The organism is Campylobacter sp. RM9334, from assembly GCF_020138145.1.
GTDB lineage: Bacteria > Campylobacterota > Campylobacteria > Campylobacterales > Campylobacteraceae > Campylobacter_E.
The window spans coordinates 160,004-183,272 of the sequence record NZ_JACGAX010000001.1; the positions used below are offsets into that span (position 1 = coordinate 160,004).

Annotated in this window: 26 protein-coding genes; 12 read left to right on the forward strand and 14 right to left on the reverse strand. The window is 28.7% G+C overall.

Features of this window, described 5'->3' with window-relative positions; all coding sequences use genetic code 11:
* Positions 1–19: 19 nt before the first annotated feature.
* The 5 genes from AVBRAN9334_RS00865 to AVBRAN9334_RS00885 are packed head-to-tail and all read right to left on the reverse strand — an operon-like array spanning position 20 to position 3,626.
* Positions 20–2,095, reverse strand: a complete 2,076-nt coding sequence (locus tag AVBRAN9334_RS00865) for a heavy metal translocating P-type ATPase (RefSeq protein ID WP_214117810.1) — start codon at positions 2,093–2,095, stop codon at positions 20–22.
* On the reverse strand, positions 2,070–2,654 hold the full coding sequence (locus AVBRAN9334_RS00870) for a YtxH domain-containing protein (protein WP_336606760.1): 585 nt from the start codon (positions 2,652–2,654) through the stop codon (positions 2,070–2,072). Before AVBRAN9334_RS00870 ends, AVBRAN9334_RS00865 begins: the two co-directional genes overlap by 26 nt.
* Before the next feature lie 5 nt (positions 2,655–2,659).
* Positions 2,660–2,878: a hypothetical protein gene (locus tag AVBRAN9334_RS00875; protein ID WP_214117812.1), complete on the reverse strand. Its 219-nt coding sequence runs from the start codon at positions 2,876–2,878 to the stop codon at positions 2,660–2,662.
* A 12-nt stretch (positions 2,879–2,890) separates the two neighbouring features.
* The gene (locus AVBRAN9334_RS00880; protein WP_214117813.1) at positions 2,891–3,331 is read right to left on the reverse strand and encodes a hypothetical protein; all 441 of its coding nucleotides are present in this window, start codon (positions 3,329–3,331) and stop codon (positions 2,891–2,893) included.
* Positions 3,324–3,626, reverse strand: a complete 303-nt coding sequence (locus AVBRAN9334_RS00885; RefSeq protein WP_214117814.1) for an HMA2 domain-containing protein — start codon at positions 3,624–3,626, stop codon at positions 3,324–3,326. The genes AVBRAN9334_RS00880 and AVBRAN9334_RS00885 overlap by 8 nt, the downstream gene beginning before the upstream one ends.
* Before the next feature lie 150 nt (positions 3,627–3,776).
* Between AVBRAN9334_RS00885 and AVBRAN9334_RS00890 the strand changes: the two genes are divergently transcribed.
* Genes AVBRAN9334_RS00890 through AVBRAN9334_RS00900 form a run of 3 tightly spaced genes read left to right on the forward strand, consistent with a single transcriptional unit; the run spans position 3,777 to position 5,771 of the window.
* Positions 3,777–4,562 carry a M23 family metallopeptidase gene (locus AVBRAN9334_RS00890; protein WP_336606761.1) on the forward strand — a complete coding sequence of 262 codons (786 nt, stop codon included), beginning with the start codon at positions 3,777–3,779 and terminating at the stop codon, positions 4,560–4,562.
* On the forward strand, positions 4,559–5,479 hold the full coding sequence (locus AVBRAN9334_RS00895; RefSeq protein WP_336606762.1) for an SAM-dependent methyltransferase: 921 nt from the start codon (positions 4,559–4,561) through the stop codon (positions 5,477–5,479). Before AVBRAN9334_RS00890 ends, AVBRAN9334_RS00895 begins: the two co-directional genes overlap by 4 nt.
* Position 5,480: 1 nt before the next feature.
* Positions 5,481–5,771 carry a hypothetical protein gene (locus AVBRAN9334_RS00900; RefSeq protein WP_214117817.1) on the forward strand — a complete coding sequence of 97 codons (291 nt, stop codon included), beginning with the start codon at positions 5,481–5,483 and terminating at the stop codon, positions 5,769–5,771.
* Positions 5,772–5,788: 17 nt separating this feature from the next.
* Here AVBRAN9334_RS00900 and AVBRAN9334_RS00905 read toward each other — a convergent pair whose 3' ends face one another.
* Genes AVBRAN9334_RS00905 through AVBRAN9334_RS00915 form a run of 3 tightly spaced genes read right to left on the reverse strand, consistent with a single transcriptional unit; the run spans position 5,789 to position 7,198 of the window.
* Entirely contained in the window at positions 5,789–6,157 is a 369-nt protein-coding gene (locus tag AVBRAN9334_RS00905; protein WP_336606763.1) for a hypothetical protein, read from the reverse strand.
* Entirely contained in the window at positions 6,157–6,396 is a 240-nt protein-coding gene (locus tag AVBRAN9334_RS00910) for a hypothetical protein (RefSeq protein ID WP_214117819.1), read from the reverse strand. Before AVBRAN9334_RS00910 ends, AVBRAN9334_RS00905 begins: the two co-directional genes overlap by 1 nt.
* Before the next feature lies 1 nt (position 6,397).
* Positions 6,398–7,198 carry a ferritin-like domain-containing protein gene (locus AVBRAN9334_RS00915; RefSeq protein WP_214117820.1) on the reverse strand — a complete coding sequence of 267 codons (801 nt, stop codon included), beginning with the start codon at positions 7,196–7,198 and terminating at the stop codon, positions 6,398–6,400.
* 287 nt (positions 7,199–7,485) lie between these two features.
* On the opposite strand from AVBRAN9334_RS00915, the gene AVBRAN9334_RS00920 reads away from it, so the two are divergent.
* The 4 genes from AVBRAN9334_RS00920 to AVBRAN9334_RS00935 all read left to right on the forward strand — a co-directional run bounded on the left by AVBRAN9334_RS00920 (position 7,486) and on the right by AVBRAN9334_RS00935 (position 10,250).
* Positions 7,486–7,938 (forward strand): type II secretion system protein, encoded by a 453-nt coding sequence (locus AVBRAN9334_RS00920; RefSeq protein ID WP_336606764.1) that lies wholly within the window; start codon positions 7,486–7,488, stop codon positions 7,936–7,938.
* Between the two features lie 81 nt (positions 7,939–8,019).
* Positions 8,020–8,490, forward strand: coding sequence for a type II secretion system protein (locus AVBRAN9334_RS00925; RefSeq protein ID WP_336606765.1), 471 nt, complete (start codon positions 8,020–8,022; stop codon positions 8,488–8,490).
* Positions 8,491–8,529: 39 nt separating this feature from the next.
* Positions 8,530–8,988, forward strand: a complete 459-nt coding sequence (locus AVBRAN9334_RS00930) for a type II secretion system protein (protein ID WP_239803106.1) — start codon at positions 8,530–8,532, stop codon at positions 8,986–8,988.
* Positions 8,989–9,212: 224 nt separating this feature from the next.
* Positions 9,213–10,250, forward strand: a complete 1,038-nt coding sequence (locus AVBRAN9334_RS00935; RefSeq protein ID WP_214150011.1) for a hypothetical protein — start codon at positions 9,213–9,215, stop codon at positions 10,248–10,250.
* An 86-nt stretch (positions 10,251–10,336) separates the two neighbouring features.
* On the opposite strand, the gene AVBRAN9334_RS00940 is transcribed toward AVBRAN9334_RS00935, so the two are convergent.
* From AVBRAN9334_RS00940 to AVBRAN9334_RS00950, 3 genes are all read right to left on the reverse strand, one after another.
* Positions 10,337–11,533, reverse strand: coding sequence for a major outer membrane protein (locus AVBRAN9334_RS00940; protein ID WP_336606766.1), 1,197 nt, complete (start codon positions 11,531–11,533; stop codon positions 10,337–10,339).
* 112 nt (positions 11,534–11,645) lie between these two features.
* Complete coding sequence (locus AVBRAN9334_RS00945) at positions 11,646–11,864, reverse strand: hypothetical protein (RefSeq protein ID WP_336606767.1); 219 nt, start codon at positions 11,862–11,864, stop codon at positions 11,646–11,648.
* A 118-nt stretch (positions 11,865–11,982) separates the two neighbouring features.
* Positions 11,983–12,585, reverse strand: coding sequence for a tetratricopeptide repeat protein (locus AVBRAN9334_RS00950; RefSeq protein WP_214150015.1), 603 nt, complete (start codon positions 12,583–12,585; stop codon positions 11,983–11,985).
* Positions 12,586–12,701: 116 nt separating this feature from the next.
* On the opposite strand from AVBRAN9334_RS00950, the gene AVBRAN9334_RS00955 reads away from it, so the two are divergent.
* The 5 genes from AVBRAN9334_RS00955 to argH are packed head-to-tail and all read left to right on the forward strand — an operon-like array spanning position 12,702 to position 18,713.
* Positions 12,702–14,198 carry an inorganic phosphate transporter gene (locus AVBRAN9334_RS00955; RefSeq protein ID WP_214117829.1) on the forward strand — a complete coding sequence of 499 codons (1,497 nt, stop codon included), beginning with the start codon at positions 12,702–12,704 and terminating at the stop codon, positions 14,196–14,198.
* Positions 14,192–15,553: an MFS transporter gene (locus tag AVBRAN9334_RS00960; RefSeq protein ID WP_442862228.1), complete on the forward strand. Its 1,362-nt coding sequence runs from the start codon at positions 14,192–14,194 to the stop codon at positions 15,551–15,553. Before AVBRAN9334_RS00955 ends, AVBRAN9334_RS00960 begins: the two co-directional genes overlap by 7 nt.
* Entirely contained in the window at positions 15,550–16,530 is a 981-nt protein-coding gene (locus AVBRAN9334_RS00965) for a nucleoside hydrolase (protein ID WP_336606768.1), read from the forward strand. The genes AVBRAN9334_RS00960 and AVBRAN9334_RS00965 overlap by 4 nt, the downstream gene beginning before the upstream one ends.
* A complete protein-coding gene (locus AVBRAN9334_RS00970; protein WP_336606769.1) occupies positions 16,514–17,326 on the forward strand; it encodes a Ppx/GppA phosphatase family protein in 813 nt (270 codons plus the stop codon). The genes AVBRAN9334_RS00965 and AVBRAN9334_RS00970 overlap by 17 nt, the downstream gene beginning before the upstream one ends.
* 1 nt (position 17,327) lies before the next feature.
* On the forward strand, positions 17,328–18,713 hold the full coding sequence (argH, locus tag AVBRAN9334_RS00975) for an argininosuccinate lyase (RefSeq protein ID WP_214150018.1): 1,386 nt from the start codon (positions 17,328–17,330) through the stop codon (positions 18,711–18,713).
* Between the two features lie 142 nt (positions 18,714–18,855).
* Here argH and AVBRAN9334_RS00980 read toward each other — a convergent pair whose 3' ends face one another.
* The 3 genes from AVBRAN9334_RS00980 to AVBRAN9334_RS00990 form a co-directional block, all read right to left on the reverse strand.
* Entirely contained in the window at positions 18,856–20,097 is a 1,242-nt protein-coding gene (locus tag AVBRAN9334_RS00980) for an McrC family protein (RefSeq protein ID WP_336606770.1), read from the reverse strand.
* Positions 20,063–21,463: an McrB family protein gene (locus AVBRAN9334_RS00985; RefSeq protein ID WP_336606771.1), complete on the reverse strand. Its 1,401-nt coding sequence runs from the start codon at positions 21,461–21,463 to the stop codon at positions 20,063–20,065. The genes AVBRAN9334_RS00980 and AVBRAN9334_RS00985 overlap by 35 nt, the downstream gene beginning before the upstream one ends.
* A gap of 344 nt (positions 21,464–21,807) precedes the next feature.
* Positions 21,808–23,268, reverse strand: coding sequence for a flagellin (locus AVBRAN9334_RS00990; RefSeq protein WP_442862414.1), 1,461 nt, complete (start codon positions 23,266–23,268; stop codon positions 21,808–21,810).
* Position 23,269 lies beyond the last annotated feature (1 nt).

Here is a 23,269-nt window from a genome sequence, read left to right on the forward strand (position 1 = left end):
ATCAAATTCCTAATATAATTTAAAATAATTGCTTATGTTTTATAGCATTAGCCAATAAGCCAATAGTTGTGCCATTATGAGCAAATGCAGTAGCTGCTGGGCTTAATAAACCAAGTGTTGCAGCACCTAATATGAATGAATTAACCCATACCGTTGTGCTAAAGTTTTTATCAATTTTTTTCATAGTTTCATTAGCTATAACTTTTGCTTCTAAAATACAAGCAAAATCATCTCTTAGTAATCCAATATCAGCACTAGCTTTTGCTAAATCAGCACCTTTTTGCATAGAAATTCCAACATCAGCCTGAACTAACGACGGAGCGTCATTTATACCATCGCCTATAAAGGCTACTTTTTTGCCTTGAGCTTTTAAACTAGCTAAAATATTTGCTTTATCTTGTGGTAAAAGCTCTGCATAAACCTTATCAATTCCAAGTTCTTTTGCAACTTCTAAAGCCCTACTTTCAATATCACCTGTTAGCATTACTAATTCTTTTACGCCGTTTTGCTTAAGCTTTGCTAAGACTTCTTTAGCATTGCTTCTAATTTCATCTTTCATAGCAATTACGCCTAATAATTCTTTAGATTTTGCTACATATAAAAGAGTTAAGCCTTTATCTAAAAGTTCTTTAATATTTGCATTAGCCCTAGAAAAATCAACACCTTCATCATCTTCTAAAAAATGCCTTGAACCAATTATTACTTCTTCATTATCAATGCTAGTTTTAACGCCGTGTGCTACTATAAACTCCACTTCTCCGTGATTAATATGAGAAAATCCACGCTCTTTAGCAGCCTTTACTATAGCTTCTGCAACAGGGTGAAAATAATGCTCTTCAGCACTTGCACTAAGATTTAGTAAGGTTTTTTCATCATATTTTGGACTAAATACATGAACGCTTTCAACTTTTAAGTCCCCATAAGTTAATGTGCCTGTTTTATCAAATACAAAAGTATCAACCGAGCTTAAATTCTCTAAAGCAGTGCTACCTTTAAGCAATATCTGTCTTCTTCCTGCATAAGAAATAGCACTTTTAAATGCCACAGGAGTTGCTAGTTTTAAAGCACAAGAATAATCAGCCTGAAGCACACTAGCCATCGCTGCACTTCCTTTATATAAATATGCAAGTCCAGCAAGTCCTAAAGTAACAGGCACTAAACTATCTGCTAATTTATAAGCTTTTTGCCCTATTTTTGATTTTTCTTCTAAGCAATCTTTCATATAATGTAAAATCTTAGCCGTTGATGTATTTTCTCCAACGCTTTCAGCCCATATTTTAATACGACCTTCAACTACCACGGTTCCACTTAAAACCCTATCTCCACGACTTTTAGTAACTGCTTGGGCTTCTCCTGTCATAGAAACTTGATTAATACTAGCAATCCCATCAACAATATAACCATCAACCGCTATATTATCTCCTTGAGATACCACTACAATATCCCCTACTACCAAATCTTTCGCACTTTTTTTAACAAGCTCTTGATTAACTTCTACCCAAGCGTGAGTTATTTGTGGTTTTGCTAGTTCTTTTATCAAATCATCACTTTTTGCCACTACGCTTTCTTCAATATATTCGCCAATATTTAGCATTAAATTAGTGCTATTTGCTGCCTTATAATCTTTTCTATATAAAGAAACTCCTACTGCTGCTGCTTCTAATACTTTTGAAGTTAAACCATTTTCAATAAGTTCTAAAGTTCCTTCTTTTAATAAAGGCAATGCAGTTGCACTAGAAACAAAACCATCATAAATAGGGCTTGTTTTATAGCTATTTGCTAAAGCTAAAATAGATGAATAAATCATAGCCTTACTTGGAGTTTCTTTTGCTTTTTTTAATTGCTTAATTTCATAAGTGCTAAAAAAATCTAATATTTTTTGAGCTAAATTATTATCAATTTCTTTTGAACTTGTAAAAACTAAGCTTTTTGAAGCATTATTAACACTTACAAAAACACCAGAAAAATTAAGATTAAACTCACTTACTAATAAATGATTATCGCTTAGATTATTAAGCGTATTTAGCCTAATTCTAAGACGATTTTTAGAGTGATGAATAACCTTACAATTATTCTTGCATTGAAGCTTTTGCATCTTCTACTTGCTCTTTAAATTCTTCAATAGCAGCACTAGCAAAACTTTGAATTTTTGCAACACCTTTTGCTAAAGTATCTTTTGCATCTTTATTGCTTAATAAATAAGTAACCGCAGCACCAATTAAAATTCCTTTTACTAAAGGAGAGCCAAAAAGCCCTGTTCCTTGAGTTGTTAGCGAACTTAAAAAGCCTGTATTTTGATTGTTGTTTGCTGTATTATTTAAATTATTGTTTGAAGCATTATTTAAATATGGATTATAAGAATAATTTTGATTATTATATCCTTGATTAACATTATAATTTTGATTATTGTTTAAATATGGATTATTATTATTTGTCATTTTATTTTCTCCTAAAAATTGATTAATTAAAATTCCACTAATTCCAGAAACTATTGCGTTTTTATAATCTTTCCTAGCTATATCATTGCTTGTTTTAATTGCAAAATAGCTAGTAACTCCTACCTTTAAACTTGCTTTTAAATCTTGAGTTGTAAAAAAATTATTAAGACTAGAGCTTAATAAATGATCACTCGGAACTCTATTTGATGTAAGCATAATTTTTACTTCTTAGAGCTTTTTTTAGCTACTTCTTTCTCGCATTTGCAACAAGGTTTAAGTTTTGAGATTTTTAAAATTGCATTTTCTGTCATTTTTCCTGCACTTTTTGCAAAATCTTGAGAATTAAACTCACTTATACTTTTTTTAATACTATCTTTTTTATTATAAATTGTTACTGCAGCTACGCCTAATGCTGCACCTAATATGAATGGAATTGGCATGATAATCTTCCTTTATTTTAAAATATCTTTTAAAAAATTACTAACTAAAGAATCTACATTAAATTCATTAGTCGCAAGGCTTTTTCTTAAAGCCACCTGATACTCATTAACCGAACTAGCCCAAAGTCTAAAAATAAGGTCTTTTAGCTTTTCATCTTTGCAAACATTAGCCGCTATTTTATAAGCTTGAACGATTTCAAATTCTTTTGCTAAAAGTAGCAAATAAGCATCATTTAAACTGCACTCAACTAATAAAGCATTATTATCGCTAATTAATAATTGATTTAATTGCTTTTTTGCATTTAAAATATCTTTTAAAATACCATCATTAAAGCAATTAGCATAATACTCATATAATTTTATGCTAGTTAAATCTAGCTCAAAAGCTCTTCTTATATCGCTGTTTTCTAGTTCTTGCAAAAACTCTTGGTTTTCAAATCTTAGCTCAAGCAATGTTAAGCTCCTTTAAAGCTAGGTTAATCTCATCAATGTTTTTTGCATTGATTAAATTATCAAGGCTTTGTTTTGATATGATTTTATCATCATATAAAATAGTAACCTTGCCTAAGATTTTATTAACTTTAACTTCATTAATCCCTTTTAGATTAAAAACTTCATCAATGTTGTAGCTTTCTAAGTCTTTTAATTCTCTTATCTTGCTAGATATATCAAGTCTTAATCTACCACTTGTGTGATGAGTGATTGTAATGTATTCTAAAACTTCACTTAAAACCTTAGCTTTATCCATTAAAAATCCTTTCGTTTTCAAAAATGATTGTAGTCCCTAAAACTTAAAATAAAATAAAATATATAAGATAATGATAATCAAAAAGTGGCAAAAACTCAATATTTATGCTATTTTGCTAATCTTTTCTATATTAAATTACTAAGGAATTTTATGAAAAAATTATTTTTTATCTCATTTTTTACAACATTTTTGCTATCAAATAATCTAATAAATGGCAAAGTTGATATTAGCATTCAAAATCCAATAATTAGTAAAAGTGAAATCACTTACACAAAATATCCGATAAATAATAAAACCTTATTAATTTTAGCCCCAAATTATCGCTCTAGTGGTAAAACTTTAAATATTACTTTAGACAATCAAGAATATAGCCTTAAAGTGCTTGAAGGAGAATATAAAAAAGAGCAAATTAAACTTGCAAAGCCATCAATTATTAAGCCAAACAAAAAGCTTCAAGAAAGAATTGCTAAAGAATACGATGAAGCAGTGAAAATCTATGCAAAAAGCACCGAAAAAGTATATATTAATAAGCCTTTCATAATCCCTTTAGATAGCGTTATTACAAGCCCTTTTGGAAGTGCTAGGGTGTTTGAAAACACTCTTAAGAGTTATCATTCAGGCACTGATTTTAGAGCAGCAATTGGAGTTAGCGTTCCAGCTAGTAATGATGGAGTAGTAGTTATTGCAAAAGATAGATATTATTCAGGTGGTAGCGTTGTGATTGACCATGGATACGGCGTTTATTCGCAATATTATCATTTAAGCAAGATTAATGTAAAAGTTGGTGATTTTGTAAAACAATCAGATATTATAGGGCTTAGTGGAGATACGGGCAGGGTTAGTGGGCCTCATCTTCATTTTGGAATTGCTATAAAAGGCGTTAGTGTTGATCCACTTGATTTTGTAAATAAATTCAACGCAAAGGCTTTTAATTGATTTTTAGCAAATATTTTGATACTTGGAGTAAAGAGTATTATAAAAAAGGTGTAAAAGTTGGTAAAGATGGGGATTTTTATACAGCTGTTAGCGTTGGAGAGCTTTTTGGCTTTTTGTGTGCTAAAAGATTTATTTTTTTAGTTGATGAAAAGATTTTAAAACTACCTATTGATATAGTAGAAATCGGTGCAAATGAAGGGTATTTATTAAAAGATTTTTTAACATATTTAAAAGATAAACGCCCTGAAATTTATAAGCAAATTAATGTAAAAATCATAGAGCCACACGACAATCTAAGGGCTTTACAAAAAAAGAATTTGAATGTGGAATTTAAACATTATTATTTTGATGATTTTAGTAGTAATAATGCCTTTTTTATCGCAAATGAATTATTTGACGCTTTTGCTTGTGAGCTTTATGATAATCATAAATTTGGCTTCGTTGAAAATGGCAAAATAATCTTTAAAGAGCATAAAAATAGTTATGAATATTTACAAGATAAACTTGAAAAACGCTTGGAATTTTCTCCTATGATATATGATTTTTTAAGTGCTTTAGATAAGAAGTGTAAGGAATTTTATTTTTTAACATTTGATTATTTTTCTACATATTTAAATGATGAGTTTAGTTTAAGAATATTTAAAAATCATCAATTAATTGACCCATTTAACGCTAATTTAAAAGAATTATTTGCAAATTGTGATATTACTTGGAATGTAAATTATGATGAATTGTGCTTTTATTTTGATAAACTTAATCTAAAACATAGCTTTAAAAAACAATCAAGAGCTTTGATGGAATTTGGAGTAGATGAATTTAGCGATATTAAATACGCAAATGCCATTAAATATCTATTTTTTGGCTTTAGCGATAATTTTCATTGTTTAGAATTTAATAAAAACATTAAAGGAGATTAAAATGGATAAAACAAGTAAAGAATTAATAAAAGTTGATGCAAATACTATCAACGAATTAGAAAACGAGCTTTCAAGTTTGCTTAAAACTAGAAATCAAGAGTTAAAAGAACAAATTAAAAAATTAAGCGAAGAGCAAAATAAATTTGAATATCAATTAAATGATAAATTAAAGAAAATTGAAAAAGCTAAAAGCGAGATAAAACCTAAGTCTAACGCAGCATTAATTACTTTATTAAGTATATTAATAATACTTGTAGTAATTGATGTCGGGATTAGAATTTTTGCTAATTAATCTAGGAAATTCCTAGATTAAATATAATAATCCTTGCAGTCTTTAAAATAGCAAAAAAGCACCGCATCAACGCCTATTAAAGCGGCTTTTTCAATATCGCTAGTATCTTTTATAAAAGATAAAATCTTGCTATCAAATAAATATTTTTCTGCTAAAAATACGCTGTCTTTTAAGATTTTAGCATTTGGGATAATGTATTCACAAAGTGCTGCATTTGATTGCAAAACTTCACTTAAAGTATCGCAAAATATAGCTCTTTTAATATTTGGCTTTGATAATATTTCTTCGCTAAATTTTACACAACTTACATTATTTACACTAAGTCCTAATTCAAATTCTAAAGCTGTAAATTGATTTTTTATATAATCTAATCCATAAATTAACATTATTTATCCTTAAGTGCATTTTCTAAAAACAATATTTCATTTATATAATTTTTTTGCAAATATTCTAAATTAATTGAGATTTGCTCTAATTCTTCTAAATTATAATCATTTAATTTTGCTAATAATTCATCGTAATCTAAGGCGAATTCAAAGCCTTTTGCAAAATTAATTTTAGTATTATTATAAATTAGTTCTAAGTCTTTTAAAATTGATATTTGATTTGATATTTTCTCTAGCATATTAATTAAAATTCTTTTTTATTTCATCTAATTCATCTTGGGTATATCCAGCCATAATTCTAGCATTTTCATTCATATTTTTAATAGGTCTTATTAGGTGTTTGTATTCTAAGAGTAAATCACAAAAATTCTCATTTGTCCCACCTGCGTTTTTATACCATCTATCGCCTTTATTTACATGGCTTATTTCATCGTGCAAGATGATTTTTAAAACTTCTAATAATTTTGATTTTATTTGGTGTTTTGTGCTGCTTATTTTTTTAACCACAAAAGGATTAGCATCAAGCCCACAAGCTTCTAAATGCCTATGCACAACCCCCATTCTAACCTTAAAACTAGAATTAGTAGCTCTCATAGCGTCAAATAAATTAGTATGCACCCCAAAATCTCCGTATTTATATCCTAGCTCATTTAAAGCGTCGTTTAATAGACTAAAGTGTAAGCATTCTTCTTTAGCTATTTCTAAAAAATCACTCGCAAACAAAAGCCCGCCGGTATGATAAAATCTATAAGCAGCATCTAATGCAAGGTCAATTGCTGAATACTCAATATGAGCTATTTGGTGTAAGGTCTTTGCTAAAGCATTATCAGAACTTAGTTCTTTTGGTCTTTTAATCCTTGTTGGGTGAATAATCTCAAGGCTTTTTGCATAACTTGGCTCTTCTAAAACTAAAGGCTCGTATTCATTATAAGCTAGGTTATTGCTTAAAAAATCATCGTAAAAATCATCAAATTTAGCTAATTTTTTAGCATAATCACTCTCGCTTAAAACATCAAATAAAGTATGCGAATAATCTTTCATATTAGTCCTTAAAGCTTATAAATGAGATTTTTTATTTTATAAAATCTTTGATAAAAACATAGTTTTACCAAAGATTATTAAAAAGAATTTAAATAAATACTATTTAAATTCTTTTATTGTCTATAAATCTTGATTTTATTTTACGAAATTAATAAATATTTTTATTTATCAATATTTTAACTAAGTCTAATTTAGCTAGATTTTGCAATGGAATTTTTCATATATCTAATAGATTTTAATTTCACATTTGTGTAAATAAAGTGAAATTATTTTTTAAGGAGATAGCCATGAAAAAGGGCTTTACAATGATTGAGTTGATTTTCGTAATCGTAATTTTAGGAATTTTAGCAGCAGTTGCAATTCCAAAACTAAATGCTACAAGAGATGACGCAGAGATAGCTAAAGCAGCTAGCAATTTCTCAACAATTATTAGCGACATTACTTCTTATTATACAGCTAAAGGTTCATTTGCAACAGATTTAGCAACAATGACAAATGTTGCGTTAGCTTCAGGTGGAAATTTTGAAATAAAAGGTAAAAAATGTGCTGTAATTAAAGCATCTGGAAGTACTTTAAGTATAGAAAAAGGTTCAGATTTAGGAGCTAAACCAGAACCTATATGTGATTCATTTGATAAAGTTAGTAGTATAGCTGCTATTCTAGGTAATAAAAAATTATCAACTTATGATAGTGCAAACCCATACAAAATCGAACTAGGTGGCGGAAATATTTCTTTCTAATTTCACTTTATTTGATGAATATTACAAAGCTAAGTTTGGTAAAATCCAAGCTTAGCTTTTTTTAAATTTTAAAGGACAAAGATGAAAAAAGCTTTTACAATGATAGAACTAATCTTCGTAATAGTTATTCTAGGTATCTTAGCAGCAGTCGCGATACCTAAACTAAATGCTACGAGAGATGATGCTGAAATTACAAAAGGTGTTAGTAATTTCTCAACACTTCTTGGTGATATAGCTTCTTATTACACAGCTAAAGGAAGTTTTGCTACCAATATACAAGATATGACAAATGTAGTAATGCAACCACACACATCAAACACTTCAACAGCTTATTTGTATATTAAAGATTTAAATTGTGTAACAATTAATGCAGAATCAAGTGGAAGCACTATTAAAATTTTTGCTTCTCCGGACTTTGATAAAGGTGTTTGCAAATCATTCTTCGCAACTAGTAGTGTAAAAGCGGCTATGGGAAATAAAGATATAAAAAATCATCAAGGAATAGCTAGTGCCTATGAAATCAAACTCGGTGGCGGAAATGTTAATTTTTAACCTAGAAACTAATCTAGGTTAGTTACTTTAAGGAAGTTAATGAAAACAGCATTCACAATGATAGAACTTATATTTGTTATTGTAATATTAGGTGTATTAGCAGCAGTTGCAATTCCTAAACTAAATGCTACAAGAGATGATGCTGAAATAGTAAAATCATCTCAAAACCTTGCTATTTTAATTAGTGATTTAGGCTCTTATTATACAACCCAAACAAATTTTAGCAGTAATTTAAAGGATATGACTTCTCAAAGTCTAAAAGATGATAAGTATTTTACTATTAAAAATACTGATTGTTTAGAAGTTACTACTGATGATTATTTTATAGTGGTAAAAAAACTAAAAACTAGAAGTGAATTATGCAATAAATTATTAGGCTTAGAATCTTTAAAACAAATTCTAACAGGAAGAATTTCAAAAACAAATAATAATTTTACAGATATTTCAAAAAGTGATGTTATTTACATTCCTGTTGGTGGAAGTAATGTGGTGTATTAAGAATTTAAATTAGGAATTTTAAAATAAATTTCCTATTTTAAATTCCTACAATTTATTATTTATTCTTATTTAATTTTTACAATCAAGCTATAATGAAATCCACAAAATAGTCTTAAATTTCGTTATGTTGTTTAATTCTAATATTAACTAAATTACTTTTTGATATACTACACTACGAAAAAGCATTGATTTTGATATTAAAAATTACAATAATAGGAGTAAAAATGGGCGAAAACGATATAATTGCAACCAAACAACAAGTAAGAAAAGCTGGAGATAATATAAGAATAGGTATTGCCACTGAAAACGACTATGAGATAGTGTCTTTTTGGAGAAGTGTTCACGCTCAAATAATGTCAAGCTTTGCAACATCAATTAATAGAAAACTAAAAACAAATAAAATTACCCCTATAGTAGTAGCAAGAAGATTAAAAAGGCTAAATTCTGTTGAATACAAGTTAAAAAGATTTCCAGATATGAAGCTTGATAGAATGCAAGATATTGCAGGACTTAGGATAGTATTTACCAATCTTGACAATACTAAAACTTTTCAGCAAATTATGGAACAAACCTATCTTAAGGGTATAAAAAAATTTAAACTTTTACGAACTAGTGATTATATCAATAAACCAAAAGATGATGGATACCGCTCAATCCATCAGATTTATGAATATCAAGATACGACAAAAAGAGCCTTAGAATTGCAACTTAGAACACAATTGCAGCATTTTTGGGCTACAGCAGTGGAAGTTTTAGGAATAACTAGTAAATCAAAAATCAAGCAAGGTGAAGGGGAAGAACAATATAAAGAATTTTTTAGATTATCAAGTGCTTTGTTTTGTATGATAGAACAAACAAAAATTCACGAAAATTATAATAAATTTACACAACAAGAAATATGCCAAAAGATTTTAGAACTAGATAAAAAATACAACATATTAGCAATGCTTTCTGGACTTTTAGTATCTAGCAAAAACATTGAAGAATTTCAAAAAAAGATACATTATTATTTTGTAATAGACCTTGATATGAATACAAAGCGTTTAAGGATTACTGGATATAAAAAATCAGATTTTGAAAAAGCTAAAGAATATTATGATTTTTTAGAACAAAAATCAAAAAATGCAAACAATACTGATGTAGTGCTTGTATCATCAGACAAAATTAAAACCCTAAGGAAAGCCTATCCTAACTATTATTTAGATAGTAGAGAATTTGTAGAAGTTATCAAAGCAGCTATCAAAGAAAACATTAAATCTTAAATTATAATTTAGATAAAAACTAATTGAAAAATGGAATTTAAAACTATATATTTATTTTAAATTCCTAAATTAAATTCTTAATATAGTTAAAACGAGTATTTAGCTTCTAATCTAGTTTTATAAGTTTTAATATTTTTCATATAGGTTTTAGTAATCGCATAATCATAAAATGCGCTAAATTTTAATTTCTTAGAATATTTATAAACAATTTTTGGCATTAATTCTATTTGCTTATATTTAGCTAAATCAAGCTTTACCCCACCATCAATTATGCTAAATAAAAAATTAAAATTATCATATTTATAAGATATATTTGAATACAAATATTCTCTTTTACCTATTCCACCATAAAATCCATCTATTATCGTTTTTCCCGAATGCAAAAGCAATCCTTTATCATGCCAAGTTACAAAATTTGCTTTATCCTTTTTACCATAATTTATATAGCCTAACTCAAAATCAAAATTCTTAAATCCGACTAGAATTTCAACGCCATAAAATATAGAATTACTTGCATTTAGAGAAGTTTTGTAATTTTGCTTTAATGATGTGCTAGTTAGTTGAGAATTAAAAGAATAATGATAACTCTTCTTATCTCCTAAATAACTTTTCAAATCCACTCCATAAAAAATAGCAAAATCATTAAGATAATCAGCACCTAAAGTAAGATTTATTAAATCATTATGATAATTAATATTTAACCCATAAAGGTTTTGATTATAGATTTGTGATTTTAAATTCTTTGGCAGATTTGTAGCTTTCAGTGGTATTTTATAAGATATTTGATTTATTGCTTTTTCGTTTATCAAACTACTTTCACTCAAATCAAAATTATCTACAAAATAAGCATTTATATTTGTATTATCTAAAGAATTATTATCAATTAAAAACGAAGTAACCAAAACCCCATCATTAAACATACTAGGCACTTTTAATCTACCAAAACTAAAGCTTGTATTAAAATTAGTATAAGTTAAATTCGCTTCTTTTAAATGAAAATTATCATTAGTCTTAATATAAGCATTATTTGAATAACTAAAAGATTTTGTATCATATCTAAACACCGCATTAGCCTTGTAATTATCAGCTAAATTTAGGCTTAATTTATAATCTAATCTAATTTTGTGTGCTGGTTGAGTTAAAGCAATATCCTTAACTCTAGTAGCATCATAGCGATACCTTAAAAAACCATCTAAATCTACATTTTTTATTGATTGTTCTAAACTAAGTGCATTGGCACAAACAGCAACTAAACTTAAAGAAATTGTTGTTTTAATATTCATTTTTATCCTTTTTTATGAGAATGATAAATATTATTAAAACAAACTTATATTTAAATTAATTATCATAATAAATATTAAATAATATGATAATTTAAATTCCAACTCCAATACTTCATAAAATAATGCAGCCGTATATTAAGATTACTAAAATAAAAGAAGAGCCAATAAATACATAAAACGAATCATATAACAATTCATCTTTTAAATACAAATAAAAATAATAAGCATTTGCAAATATAATAAATATAGAATTAGCAGTTATATCTAAGGCTGAAAAATTGGTTAAATACTTAAATACAAAAATACAATAAGCGTAAAAAATTACACTCAATACGAAAATAAAAAATCAACTTTATTAAAAAATCTTACCATTTTAAATTCCTTTTATTTTCATACTATCAAAAATAAAAGGAATTAGCTAGAAAAATTAATTTTGCACTTTTTATAATTTAATCTATTTTATATTCACACGCTACTTGATAGCCTAGATCACAAGCTTTTCTTACATATTCCTTAGCCAAGCTTTTATTGGTATAATAATAAAAGTTACCTAAGTTATTGCAAGCTATAGCCTCTCCTAAATTACAAGCTTTTTCATAAAGCATTTTCGCTCTTTCTTTATTGTTTTCTTTCGTATAATAAATATTTCCTAAATTAGTGCAAGCATTTAAATATCTTAAATTACAAGATTTTTCATAATAACTCTTTATTTCATTCATTAATGCAGGATTTTGGCTTTGCTCTAACATATATGCTATATTGTGGCATGATATAGGCTCATTATTATTACAAGCTAACATATAATAATTAATCCCTTTAGTAAATTCTTCCTTACTTTTAGCACTATAAATATAAGCAGTTCCTAATTCCATACAAGCTGACATATAATTAAGCTCGCAAGACTTTTCTAAATACTTAATAGATTCTGCTATTTGCATTTCTTTTGCCTTAGCAATTCCTATGTTATAACAATCATTTGCATTGTTACAAATTACTTGATTATTAGCAAAACAAGCACTAACACAAAATGCCAATACTAAAAACTTTTTCATCAACACTCCTTTTAATTTTGCGTATCTTAGCATATTTTACAAAGATTTTACATTGTAGAAATCTTAACAATTTTTTTTAGTCTATAATTAGCCCAATTTTTTAAAAAGGAAAGGTAATGGCAAGAGAAAACATTATTATAACGATACTTTTTGCTATCGTTTGTGTTGGCTTTTTGTTTTGGGGTTATAGCACCACAAATTATTATATATTCTTCACAATTGCTGCAATTTTTGGAATATTTTTAGCATTCAATATAGGTGCAAACGATGTTGCAAATGCTTTTGGAACGAGTGTTGGAGCAAAAACTCTTAGCATAAAACAAGCTTTAATAATAGCTGCGATATTTGAATTTAGCGGAGCATTTTTTGCTGGTGCTGAAGTAACTGCTACTATTAGAAGTGGTATTGTAAGCGTTAAAGAAAACATAGAACCTATGCACTTTGCTTATGTTATGATGAGTGCTTTGTGTGCTGCTAGTGTTTGGATTTTTATAGCTACTTATAAATCTTTACCAGTTAGTTCAACTCATTCAATAGTAGGCGGGATTTTAGGTGCTGCACTAGCTTTAGGTTTCATAGCCGAAAATAACGCTACTCAAGTTAGCTGGGGTGGGATAGGAACCATTGTTGCTAGTTGGTTTATCTCTCCTGTATTAGGTGGGGTTTTGAGTTATTTTGTTTATTCATTAGTTTATAAATTCATTGTAGTTCCTACTAAAGAAAAAGAAAACACTTTAAAACAAATCAAAAAAGATAAAGCAGAGTATAAAAAACAATATATAGATGAATTTATGCAAAGCGAAAAATCTAAGCAATATAGTGAGCTTTACGGCATTTTGCTTAACGAAAAAGGCGAATACGCAAATAAATTAAAAGAATTTACAAAAAAAGAAAAAGCAGTTGATGTAGCAGGATTTTTAAGCAAACGCATACCTGTTTTAGCTACTTTAATAGCTTTTGTAATTTCATCTATGTTATTTTTTAAAGCCTTAAATAATGTTGATACAGGACTTAGTCATTTTAGTATAGGATTAATCATCTTATTAATTTGTATTAGTGCTTATATAATTTGTGTAGGAATTATTAATATTATGAAAAAAGGCGAACCAAAAAAAGCAGTAAATCGTATTTTTTCATGGTTTCAAATATTTACAGCTTGCACATTTGCCTTTTCTCACGGAGCAAACGATATTTCAAACGCAGTTGGACCATTTGCTGCGATTTTAGATATTTTACACACAAATACAATAAATCCAACTTCAGCAGTGCCTACTATTGTAATGTTAGTATTTGGCATTTCACTAGTTGCTGGGCTTTGGTTTTTAGGCAAAAGCGTTATTAAAACCGTTGGCAAAAGCCTAGCAAAAATCAAGCCTACCACAGGTTTTAGTGCCGAGTTTGCTTCAGCTATTGTAATACTTCTAGCAACTCAACTAGGAATTCCAATCAGCTCAACTCATATTCTAATAGGTGCAGTATTAGGAATTGGAGTATTTAACAAAAACGCAAATTGGAAAATGATGAAGCCAATAGGCTTAGCGTGGATGATAACCTTACCTGCTAGTGCTTTAATTTCGGCATTTTTCTTAAGCTTACTTTATTATTTATTTTAGGAGATTTAATGAATCAAATTCAAGATGATATTTTAAAGACAAAAGAAGGCAAAAAATCCTTTAAAAACGCAATCATTAGCTGTTGGCTAGGAACTGCTATGGAATATGCTGATTTTGTTTTATATGGCCTTGCGGCTGCAACCGTTTTTGGTAAAGTTTTTTACCCAGAGCAAACTCCTATAATTGCTCTAATGCTTAGTTTTGCAACCTATGGAGTTGGCTTTATTGCTAGACCTATTGGAGCTTTCTTTTTTGGTAGATTAGGAGATAAATATGGTCGTAAAGAAGTTATGATGATAACTATATTTTTAATGGGTGCAGCGACTACTTTAATAGGATTTATCCCATCTTATAATAGCATAGGCATTTTAGCGCCTTTATTATTAGTGATTTTAAGATTTTTACAAGGTTTTGGAGCAGGAGCTGAACTTAGCGGTGGAGCTATTATGTTGGGTGAATACGCACCTAGCAAAAATCGTGGTTTAGTATCATCAATCATTGCACTAGGCTCTAATAGTGGGACTTTAATTGCTAGTGGAATTTGGTTTTTACTTGGATTTTTAGATGATAAAGACTTTTTAGAATGGGGCTGGAGATTACCATTTATATTTAGCTTTTTAATAGCTGCATTTGCCTTATATCTAAGACGCTTTGTAGGAGAAACACCTGTATTTGCAAAACAAAAAGAACAAATGCAAAAACAACGAGAACAAAATTTAAAAACTCACAAAACCGAAAACAAAACTTTTTGGCAAAAAAACAAATCATTTTTTATTATGCTAGGTCTTAGAATGGGAGAAAACGCCCCATCTTATATAGCTCAAAGCTTTTTAGTAGGTTATGTTTATACTATTTTATTATTAGACAAACAAATAGCTACAACAGGGGTTTTAATAGCTTCATTTTTAGGATTTTTGGTTATTCCATTATCTGGATGGCTAAGCGATAAATTTGGTCGTCGCATTATGTATAGGATATTTTGCTTATTATTAATGATTTATGCAGTTCCTGCATTTATGTTACTTGATAGCAAAAATGAAATAATAGTAATTTGTGTAATTGTCGTAGGAATGTGTCTTGCATCTTTAGGGATTTTTGGAGTTCAAGCAGCTTACGGAGTTGAAATGTTTGGGTGCAAAAATCGTTATACAAAAATGGCACTAGCTAAAGAAATCGGTGGCATTTTATCAGGTGGAACTGCACCATTTTTAGCAACTTATTTTATAAATCTAACTCATAATTGGTATTTAATCGCTGCTTATTTTATATTTATGGCAGGAATTGGATTTGTTACTACATTTTTTGCTCCTGAAACTAGGGGTAGAGATTTAAATCTTATTGAAGATGCTATATGAAAATCGTAATTGACACTGATATAGGCAATGGTATTTGTGGGGCTAATACTGATGATGGCTTAGCCCTAGCACTTGCAATTGCTAGTAAAAAGATTGATTTAAAAGCAATAACAACTCTAAGTGGAAATGTGATAAATCACAAAGCTTATGCAGTTGCAAGGAATTTAATTTCTAAATTAGGGATTAAAATTCCTGTATTTTTAGGCTCAAGCAAGGCTTTATTAGAAGATGAAACGCCGTGGAGAAAAAGACTTGATGAGAGTGTTTATAATTTTAAATTAGAACACTTATGGCAAGATTTTACACCTATTAAAATTTATAAAAACGCTAAATTAAACGCTGTTTATAAATTATGCGAATTAGCAAGAGTTTATAAAAATGAGCTTATTGTTTGTGCTATTGGACCACTTACAAACATAGCTCAAGCTTGTATTTTAGATAATGAGTTTGCAAAAAATGTAAAAGAGATTTTAATTATGGGCGGGGTATTTGATATGAGTAAATACCCTAAAGATACTAATTTTGGTTTTGACCCAGAAGCTGCTAGGATTGTGCTAAGAAGTGGGGCAAAAATCACTCTAGCACCTTACAATATCACAATGCAAACTAGCCTAACTCATAAAGATTTAGAAGAAATAAAAGCAATTAATAATAAATTATGTGATTTTTTATATACAAGTATTAAGCCTTGGATAAGTTATGCAGAGCTTACAAGAAATAGCATTGGCACTTGGATACACGATGCTTTAATAATTGCATATTTACTAGATTCTAGCATTTGTAAAAGCGATGAATATTATGTAGATATAGAAACTTGTGGCGAAGCAAGGGGCAAAAGCTTAAGATATGATAAAAATCTTAATATGAATATAGGCATTGATTTAAGCAAGTTAAACCTAGTAAAGGTTTTAAAAGATATTGATAATGAAAAATTATTAAAGCTAATAAAGGCAACTTTAAATGAATTTAGCAATTGATATAGGCTCAAATACTCTTAAAATAGCTGTATTTGATAAGGTTTTAAAAAACTACGAAAAGGTCTTAAACTTAGGACTATTTTATGAAAACGAGTGTATAAATGATGAAGGAATTAAGGTCTTAATCAATGCACTTGATGAGCTAAATTACGATTTAAGCAAGGCAAAAGTAGTTGCTACTGCAATTTTTAGAAAAAGTAAAAATGCTGATTTAATAGCTAATATGCTTTATCAAAAATACGGCTTTAAATTAAAAATATTAAGCCAAAACGAAGAAGCAAGGCTTACTAGATTAGGGGTTGGAATTTCAATTCAAGGTGATTTTACTTTAGTAGATGTTGGTGGGTATTCAACAGAAATTACGAGTAATGATAAAAAATTATTACTTGATATAGGACTTTTATCTTTTTATAAAAGCGTAAAAGAAAAAAACTTAGATATTAAAGACTACGCATATACACTTTTAAACCCTTATAAAAACGAGCTTAAAAGCTATCCAAGACCAATTGTTCTAGCATCAAAAACGGGAATATTTGCAAAAAGTATTGCAAAAAATATTGCTTATAAAGATATTGATGATTTAGAGTTTCATAATAGCATTGTAAATAAAGATGAATTATATAAATTAATTGATTTTATTAATACAAATAATGCCGAAAAAAGAGATTTAATGCTAGGAGTTAATAGAGATTTTGCAGTGCTTTGCGGGGCTTATTTTATTGATACTTTATTTGATGATTTTGAATTTATCATTTCAGCTTATGGGCTTAAAGAAGGAATTTTATTAGGAGAATAGTATGAAAAAATTATGGGGCGGTAGATTTAGCCAAGCTACGGATAAATTAGTAGAAAATTACACAGCGACTTTGCCACTTGAAAACAGACTTGCTTTAATAGATATAAAAGGAAGCATAGCACACGCAAAAATGCTTGAGCGTCAAAAAATCATAAACTCTCAAGAATTAGCAGAGATTTTAAAAGGCTTAGAAATTATTCAAAACGAATTTATAGAAAATAAATTTGAGTTTAATATAAGCGATGAAGATATTCATATGGCTATTGAAAAAAGACTTAGTATTTTAATAGGTGCAAGTGCTGGCAAACTTCACACTGCAAGAAGTAGAAACGACCAAACCGCACTAGATGGAATATTACAAATGAAAGAATTTGTATTAGGAATTAAAGCTAATTTAAAAGAATTAATGCAAGAGATTTTAAACCAAGCTAAGACAAATTTAGACTTAATTATGCCAGGCTTTACCCATCTTCAAACCGCTCAACCGATTTTATATTCGCATTGGATAATGGCGTATTTTTGGATGTTTAAAAGAGATTATGATAGATTTTTAAATCTATACAACTCATTAAACGAATGTCCGTTAGGCTCGGCTGCACTTGCGGGAACTACTTTTAATATAGATAGATTTTTTAGTGCAAATGAACTTGGCTTTGCAAAGCCAAGTGAAAATAGTATTGATAGTGTTAGCAATAGAGATTATATGCTTGAGTTTTGTAGTGTTAGTGCAATTTGTTTTAGCCATCTTTCACGCCTTTGTGAAGAGCTAATTATTTTTAATTCAAATGATTATAAATTCATTGAGCTAAGTGATGATTTTTGCACGGGTTCAAGCATAATGCCACAGAAAAAAAACCCCGATGTATGCGAAAAAATGCGTGGCAAAACAGGTAGAATTTATGGCAATCTAATCTCAATGCTAACTATTATGAAAGGTTTGCCACTAGCTTATAATACCGATATGAGCGAAGATAAAGCAAGTGTTTATGATACGCAAGATACCATAAAAGATAGTCTAATAATAATTACAAAACTAATTGCAAAAATGAAACCAATTAAAGAAAATATGCTAAGAGCAGCTGCTAATGGATATTCAAATGCTACTGATTTGGCTGATTATTTAGCTAAAAAAGGTGTGCCATTTAGAAAAGCTCACGAAATTACGGGAAAATTAGTAAGCTATGCAATCTCAAAAAAACTTAAATTAGATGAATTAAGCTTAGATGAATTAAGGCTTGAGTGTGATTTAATTGAAGATGATATTTATAAAGCAATTGATTTAAAAACTTGCGTTGATTTAAGAAATTCTTATGGTGGGACATCAGAAAACGCAGTAAAAACCCAACTCCTAAACGCTCAAAAAACATTAGAAAATCTAGGAATTTAATTTTAAACTATGTTTAAAGATAGTAAAAGCTATCTTTAAACTTGAAATTTATTATCTTAATAATTAAGCTTTTTATTTATATCTAATCATATTTTAAATTCATAAAACCTAGATTATAACAAATCACAATGCAACTAAAATATCAACCTAAAGGAGCAAAAAGAATTTGTAATTTTATCTTAGTATTAAAGCAATCTAAGTTATATTCTAGTGTTTTATACCCTAAACTACCATCAAAAAGTGGATATATAAGCCAAACTTCACTAACTTTAAAAGCTATTGCATAGGCAAATAATTGATATAAATCAGCTTGGCTAATATCACTTAACTTATTTATGATTTTATACTTTGTATCAGCGATGATTGTTTTATCTTTAAGCTCAATTAAAATATCAGGTCGCATTAAACAACGCTCATTTTGACCATCTTTTATTAAGTGTTTTTTTAATAATTGAGCACTTATTTTTATATTTGGATTGTGTTTTTTAAGCATAAAAGCTACATAATCTTCAAAAAGTCTATTCATATCAAAAAGCAAAGCATAAGCGTTATTATCCCCCGCAAATGGTGTAAAACTAAAACCATTTAAAAATAACTTACACCATAAAAGTATGTTTTCATAATAACTATAATGCTTATTTTTTACACTAAATTCACATTTTTTAATATCAATTAAACTAATACCATCAAAAGTCTTTAAATATTTTAAAATCTTTTTATTTTGACTTAGTTTTTTTAAATGAAATAATGTAGTTTTTATAGTTTGATTTATCACATTGTCTATGATATATTCATCATTTTCGGTAAAAAATCGCTCTTTATGAATTAAGTTATGTTTTAAATTCTCATTAAAAAGCAATTTGCCTTTTAAAGTTGTTCTATTTTCAGCTATTTTTATATAATCACTCATAAGCCCTTTATTTAAAAGCACGAAAAGTTCTTCTAAAAACATTTCAACAAAGACTTCAAAAAGTGACATTTTTTCATCTTTTAGCGTTGCTTTAAGCGATTTTTTAAACGGACTTTTTTGTAAAGTTCTTAAAAGTTCTAAAAGTAGCTGCTTGGGATTTAACTCTCTTTCTTTACAATCCTTAAACATCTCATCTTTTAGCTCATAAGCCTTGCTTAAATCTATTCTTGGCATTATCTCATTACTTGGTTTTGAAACCTTAGGATAAATTTCTAAAACCCCACTTTTTGTCTTTATAAGCCCTACATAATTTCTTGCTTTTAGCTTATTTTTGCCGACTATTCTTAAAAACTCTGGGTTATTTTCAGCAAAGCTCATAAGCTCATTTAAAAACTCATCGTTATCAAGTGAGCTTATTATTTCGTGTTCGTGGGCTATTTCAATCTTCATATATTTTCTTAAAATCCGTTTCATTAAAATCATCGCTTAAATAAAACTTATCGGTATTTAAAATATTTTTAGTTTTTATCATACCATTATCATTAAGCACCGATTTTATCTGCGAATAATCATTATAAAAATACTCTTCTAAAAGTGGTAAAATCTTATTTCTAAACACGACTTTAAGTTCATCAATGCTGTTTATATCCATAAAATACGAATGTCCGATAAGCTTTTCATCTCCTATTAAACATTCAATTCTTTCATTCATTTTATTTAATAATTCTTGAAGATTTATCCCATCGCAATTAGAATTTAAAAGAAAACTATTAGGCATAATCTTTTTAAACTCAAACCTACGCCTTAATGCCGTATCAAGGGTAGTTATACTCTTATCAGCTGTATTCATAGTGCCTATTATATAAACATTATTTGGCACACCAAAACTCTCTTTACTATATGGCAACACTACTTCTAGCTCTTCAGCATTTCCTAGTCTTTTACTAGGCTCAATAAGTGTGATAAGCTCTCCAAAAATCTTACTAATATTCCCACGATTTATCTCATCAATAATGATTATATAAGGCTTTTCTTTATTGTTTTCAATAGTTAATATCTCTTTATCAATACCGATTAATTGAAATAAATCTTTTGGCTTAAATCTATTTAAAGAGTATACTGTTTGCTGAACTAGATTTTTATTTTTATTCAAATTAAATATATCTACATTTTTTTTACTAATCCATTCAACTTCTCTATAGGTTTGATATTCCAATGCATCAAAACCATTTTTAAAGTTACTATCATATAATACTTCGCTTTTTATTATCCCAACAGCTTTAATACTTATTCTGCTTTCAAGAACACACACTAAATCTCCTATTTTCATTTTTCTAAAAGAATTTATTGATGGTTCTGTGTTGATTTGTCTTGTATCACCCCAACCTATTCTTATTTGATTATTTGAAAAACAAAAATCTTGAAGTGCATGAGTGTCTGCTCTAACTTTAGCTCCTAAAGAAATTTTCCAAATATTTGTTGTATTATCAAACAAGTTATCTTCATTATTAAATTCTTGAGAAATATTAGAGGCTCTAATACATAAGTCTTTGAATATACCATTCTCTATTTTATAGTTTAACTCTTCGTTGTCAAAATCAGGTCTAATTCCTTCTACAAATTCTTCATATCCATAACTTTGATGAAAGGTTGTAAATACGATTTGTCCGTTTTCTACATACTCCTTAAACTTTTTTTGCATTGCTTGTCTTGTGTCAATTTCGTTTGTTTGAGTTGAAAAATCTTCGCCCAAAATCTCTAAAGCTATATTTATAGTATCATAAGTCTTACCAACCCCTGGTGCTCCATATAAAATCTGATTTAACGGATATTTTTTCATAGGTATTTTACTCCTTTATTTTTTCATATAATATTTAAAAAACTTCATAATATATTAACTAGATAAAGTATAACAAATTTAACAATATCACTTACAAAAATTATGCAATATCTTAAATCTAAATCAAAATTAAAAAGTAGAAAATGATAAATATTTTTAATAAGGCAGTAATTTAAAACAATCATAAATATTTTTTATGCTAGTTTTTTGATTTTGCTTAGTTTTTATAAAAAAGGTGCTAAGGATAGCACCTTTTTTGTTATTACAAATAATCTTTAAAACTATTGTAATAATCTTTGTAGTTTTTAAGGCGACAAGCACCTTAAAAACTCCATTCAGTATTACTACTGTAATAATCTCATTACGTTTTGTTGAACAGCGTTAGCTTGGCTCATTGCATATACACCTGATTGAGCTAGGATTTGGTGTTTACTAAATGTAGCACTCTCAGATGCAAAGTCAACATCTCTAATATTACTTTCAGCTGATTTAACATTTACTTGAGTAACTGAAATATTATTAACAGTTGAAACAAGTTGATTTTGGACAGAACCAAGGTCACTTCTGATTGCTTCAAGAGCTTTTTGAGCTGATTCAGCAATATTCATCATTGCTTGTGCGCCTTTTAATGTCATTACACCTGCAGCATAACCATTCTTATTATCTCCTGCATCAGTTGCTTGCCAATCATTAGCATTAAAGCCCATTGCATCTGCTGTTTCTCTATCTATAGTAGCATTAGTTTCTCTTAAACTAACTGTTTTTTCAGAAACATTTTTATCATAGCCTATTGCACTTGTAACATCCATACTATGCAATTTACCATCAGCTCCAGTATAATCTCTAGTAGCTTCTACAACTATGTCTTTACCATTAGTTGATGAAAAACTTAATCTTCCGAAGTTAGTTTTAGTGTCATCTGTAAGACCAATCATATCTTTAAGACCTTTTCTATCGCCTTCATTTAAGCCTTCTTTAACACCTTCAAGGAATTTCATAGCTGCATAAGCAACCATTCCATTTTCTGCCTCATTTGTAGCCATAGTTTTACCATCAGCTGCATCAACTACTTTTTGAAGTTTTGCTAAGGCATCATCGATTTTAGCATTAGCATCTGCTAAACTAGCATGTTTAGAAGTATTTTGACCTAAAACCGCTTTTACTGCATCATTAGCATCTTTTAGCATATCTTTATATGTATCCCCACCTGCTGTGGTTACAGCGTTTTGTGCCCCAACAAATTCCATATTTAAAGCACCAATTTTTTCTGCATGAATAGCACTTAAGTCTATTTCAGTTCCATCTTTTACTGCTTTTTGTATAGCTTCAGTTGAAACTTTAGCTGCACCATCAGCTGCGTGTCTTGCTGCTTGCTCGTAGTAAGCATTTTTAACATCATCAAAATTATTTTTACTATTTAATATAGAATCTATTTGGTCATGCGCACCGGCTGTATCTGCATCATTACCAGCACCCTTCCAAGTTTTTTCTAAACTAAAGTCTACAGCTACTTCACCGTTATCACCAGCATTTGCTTGTGTTTTATTTGTATAAAACACATGCTTATCTGCTACTTTAACTGCTTCAGTTGCCGTAAAAGCTTTGCCAGTTGGATCATAACTCTTATCCACCCCATCAGTTATCTTAATACCTCTACCATCTCTATTAGCAAGTACTAATCTTCCTTTTTCATCAACACTAGCCTCAACCCCTGTTTGATCTTTTACAGAGTTAATTGCAGCTCTTAAAGCACCATTTCCATCTTTATCTTTAACTTCAATAGAACCAATAGTAACACCATTTATG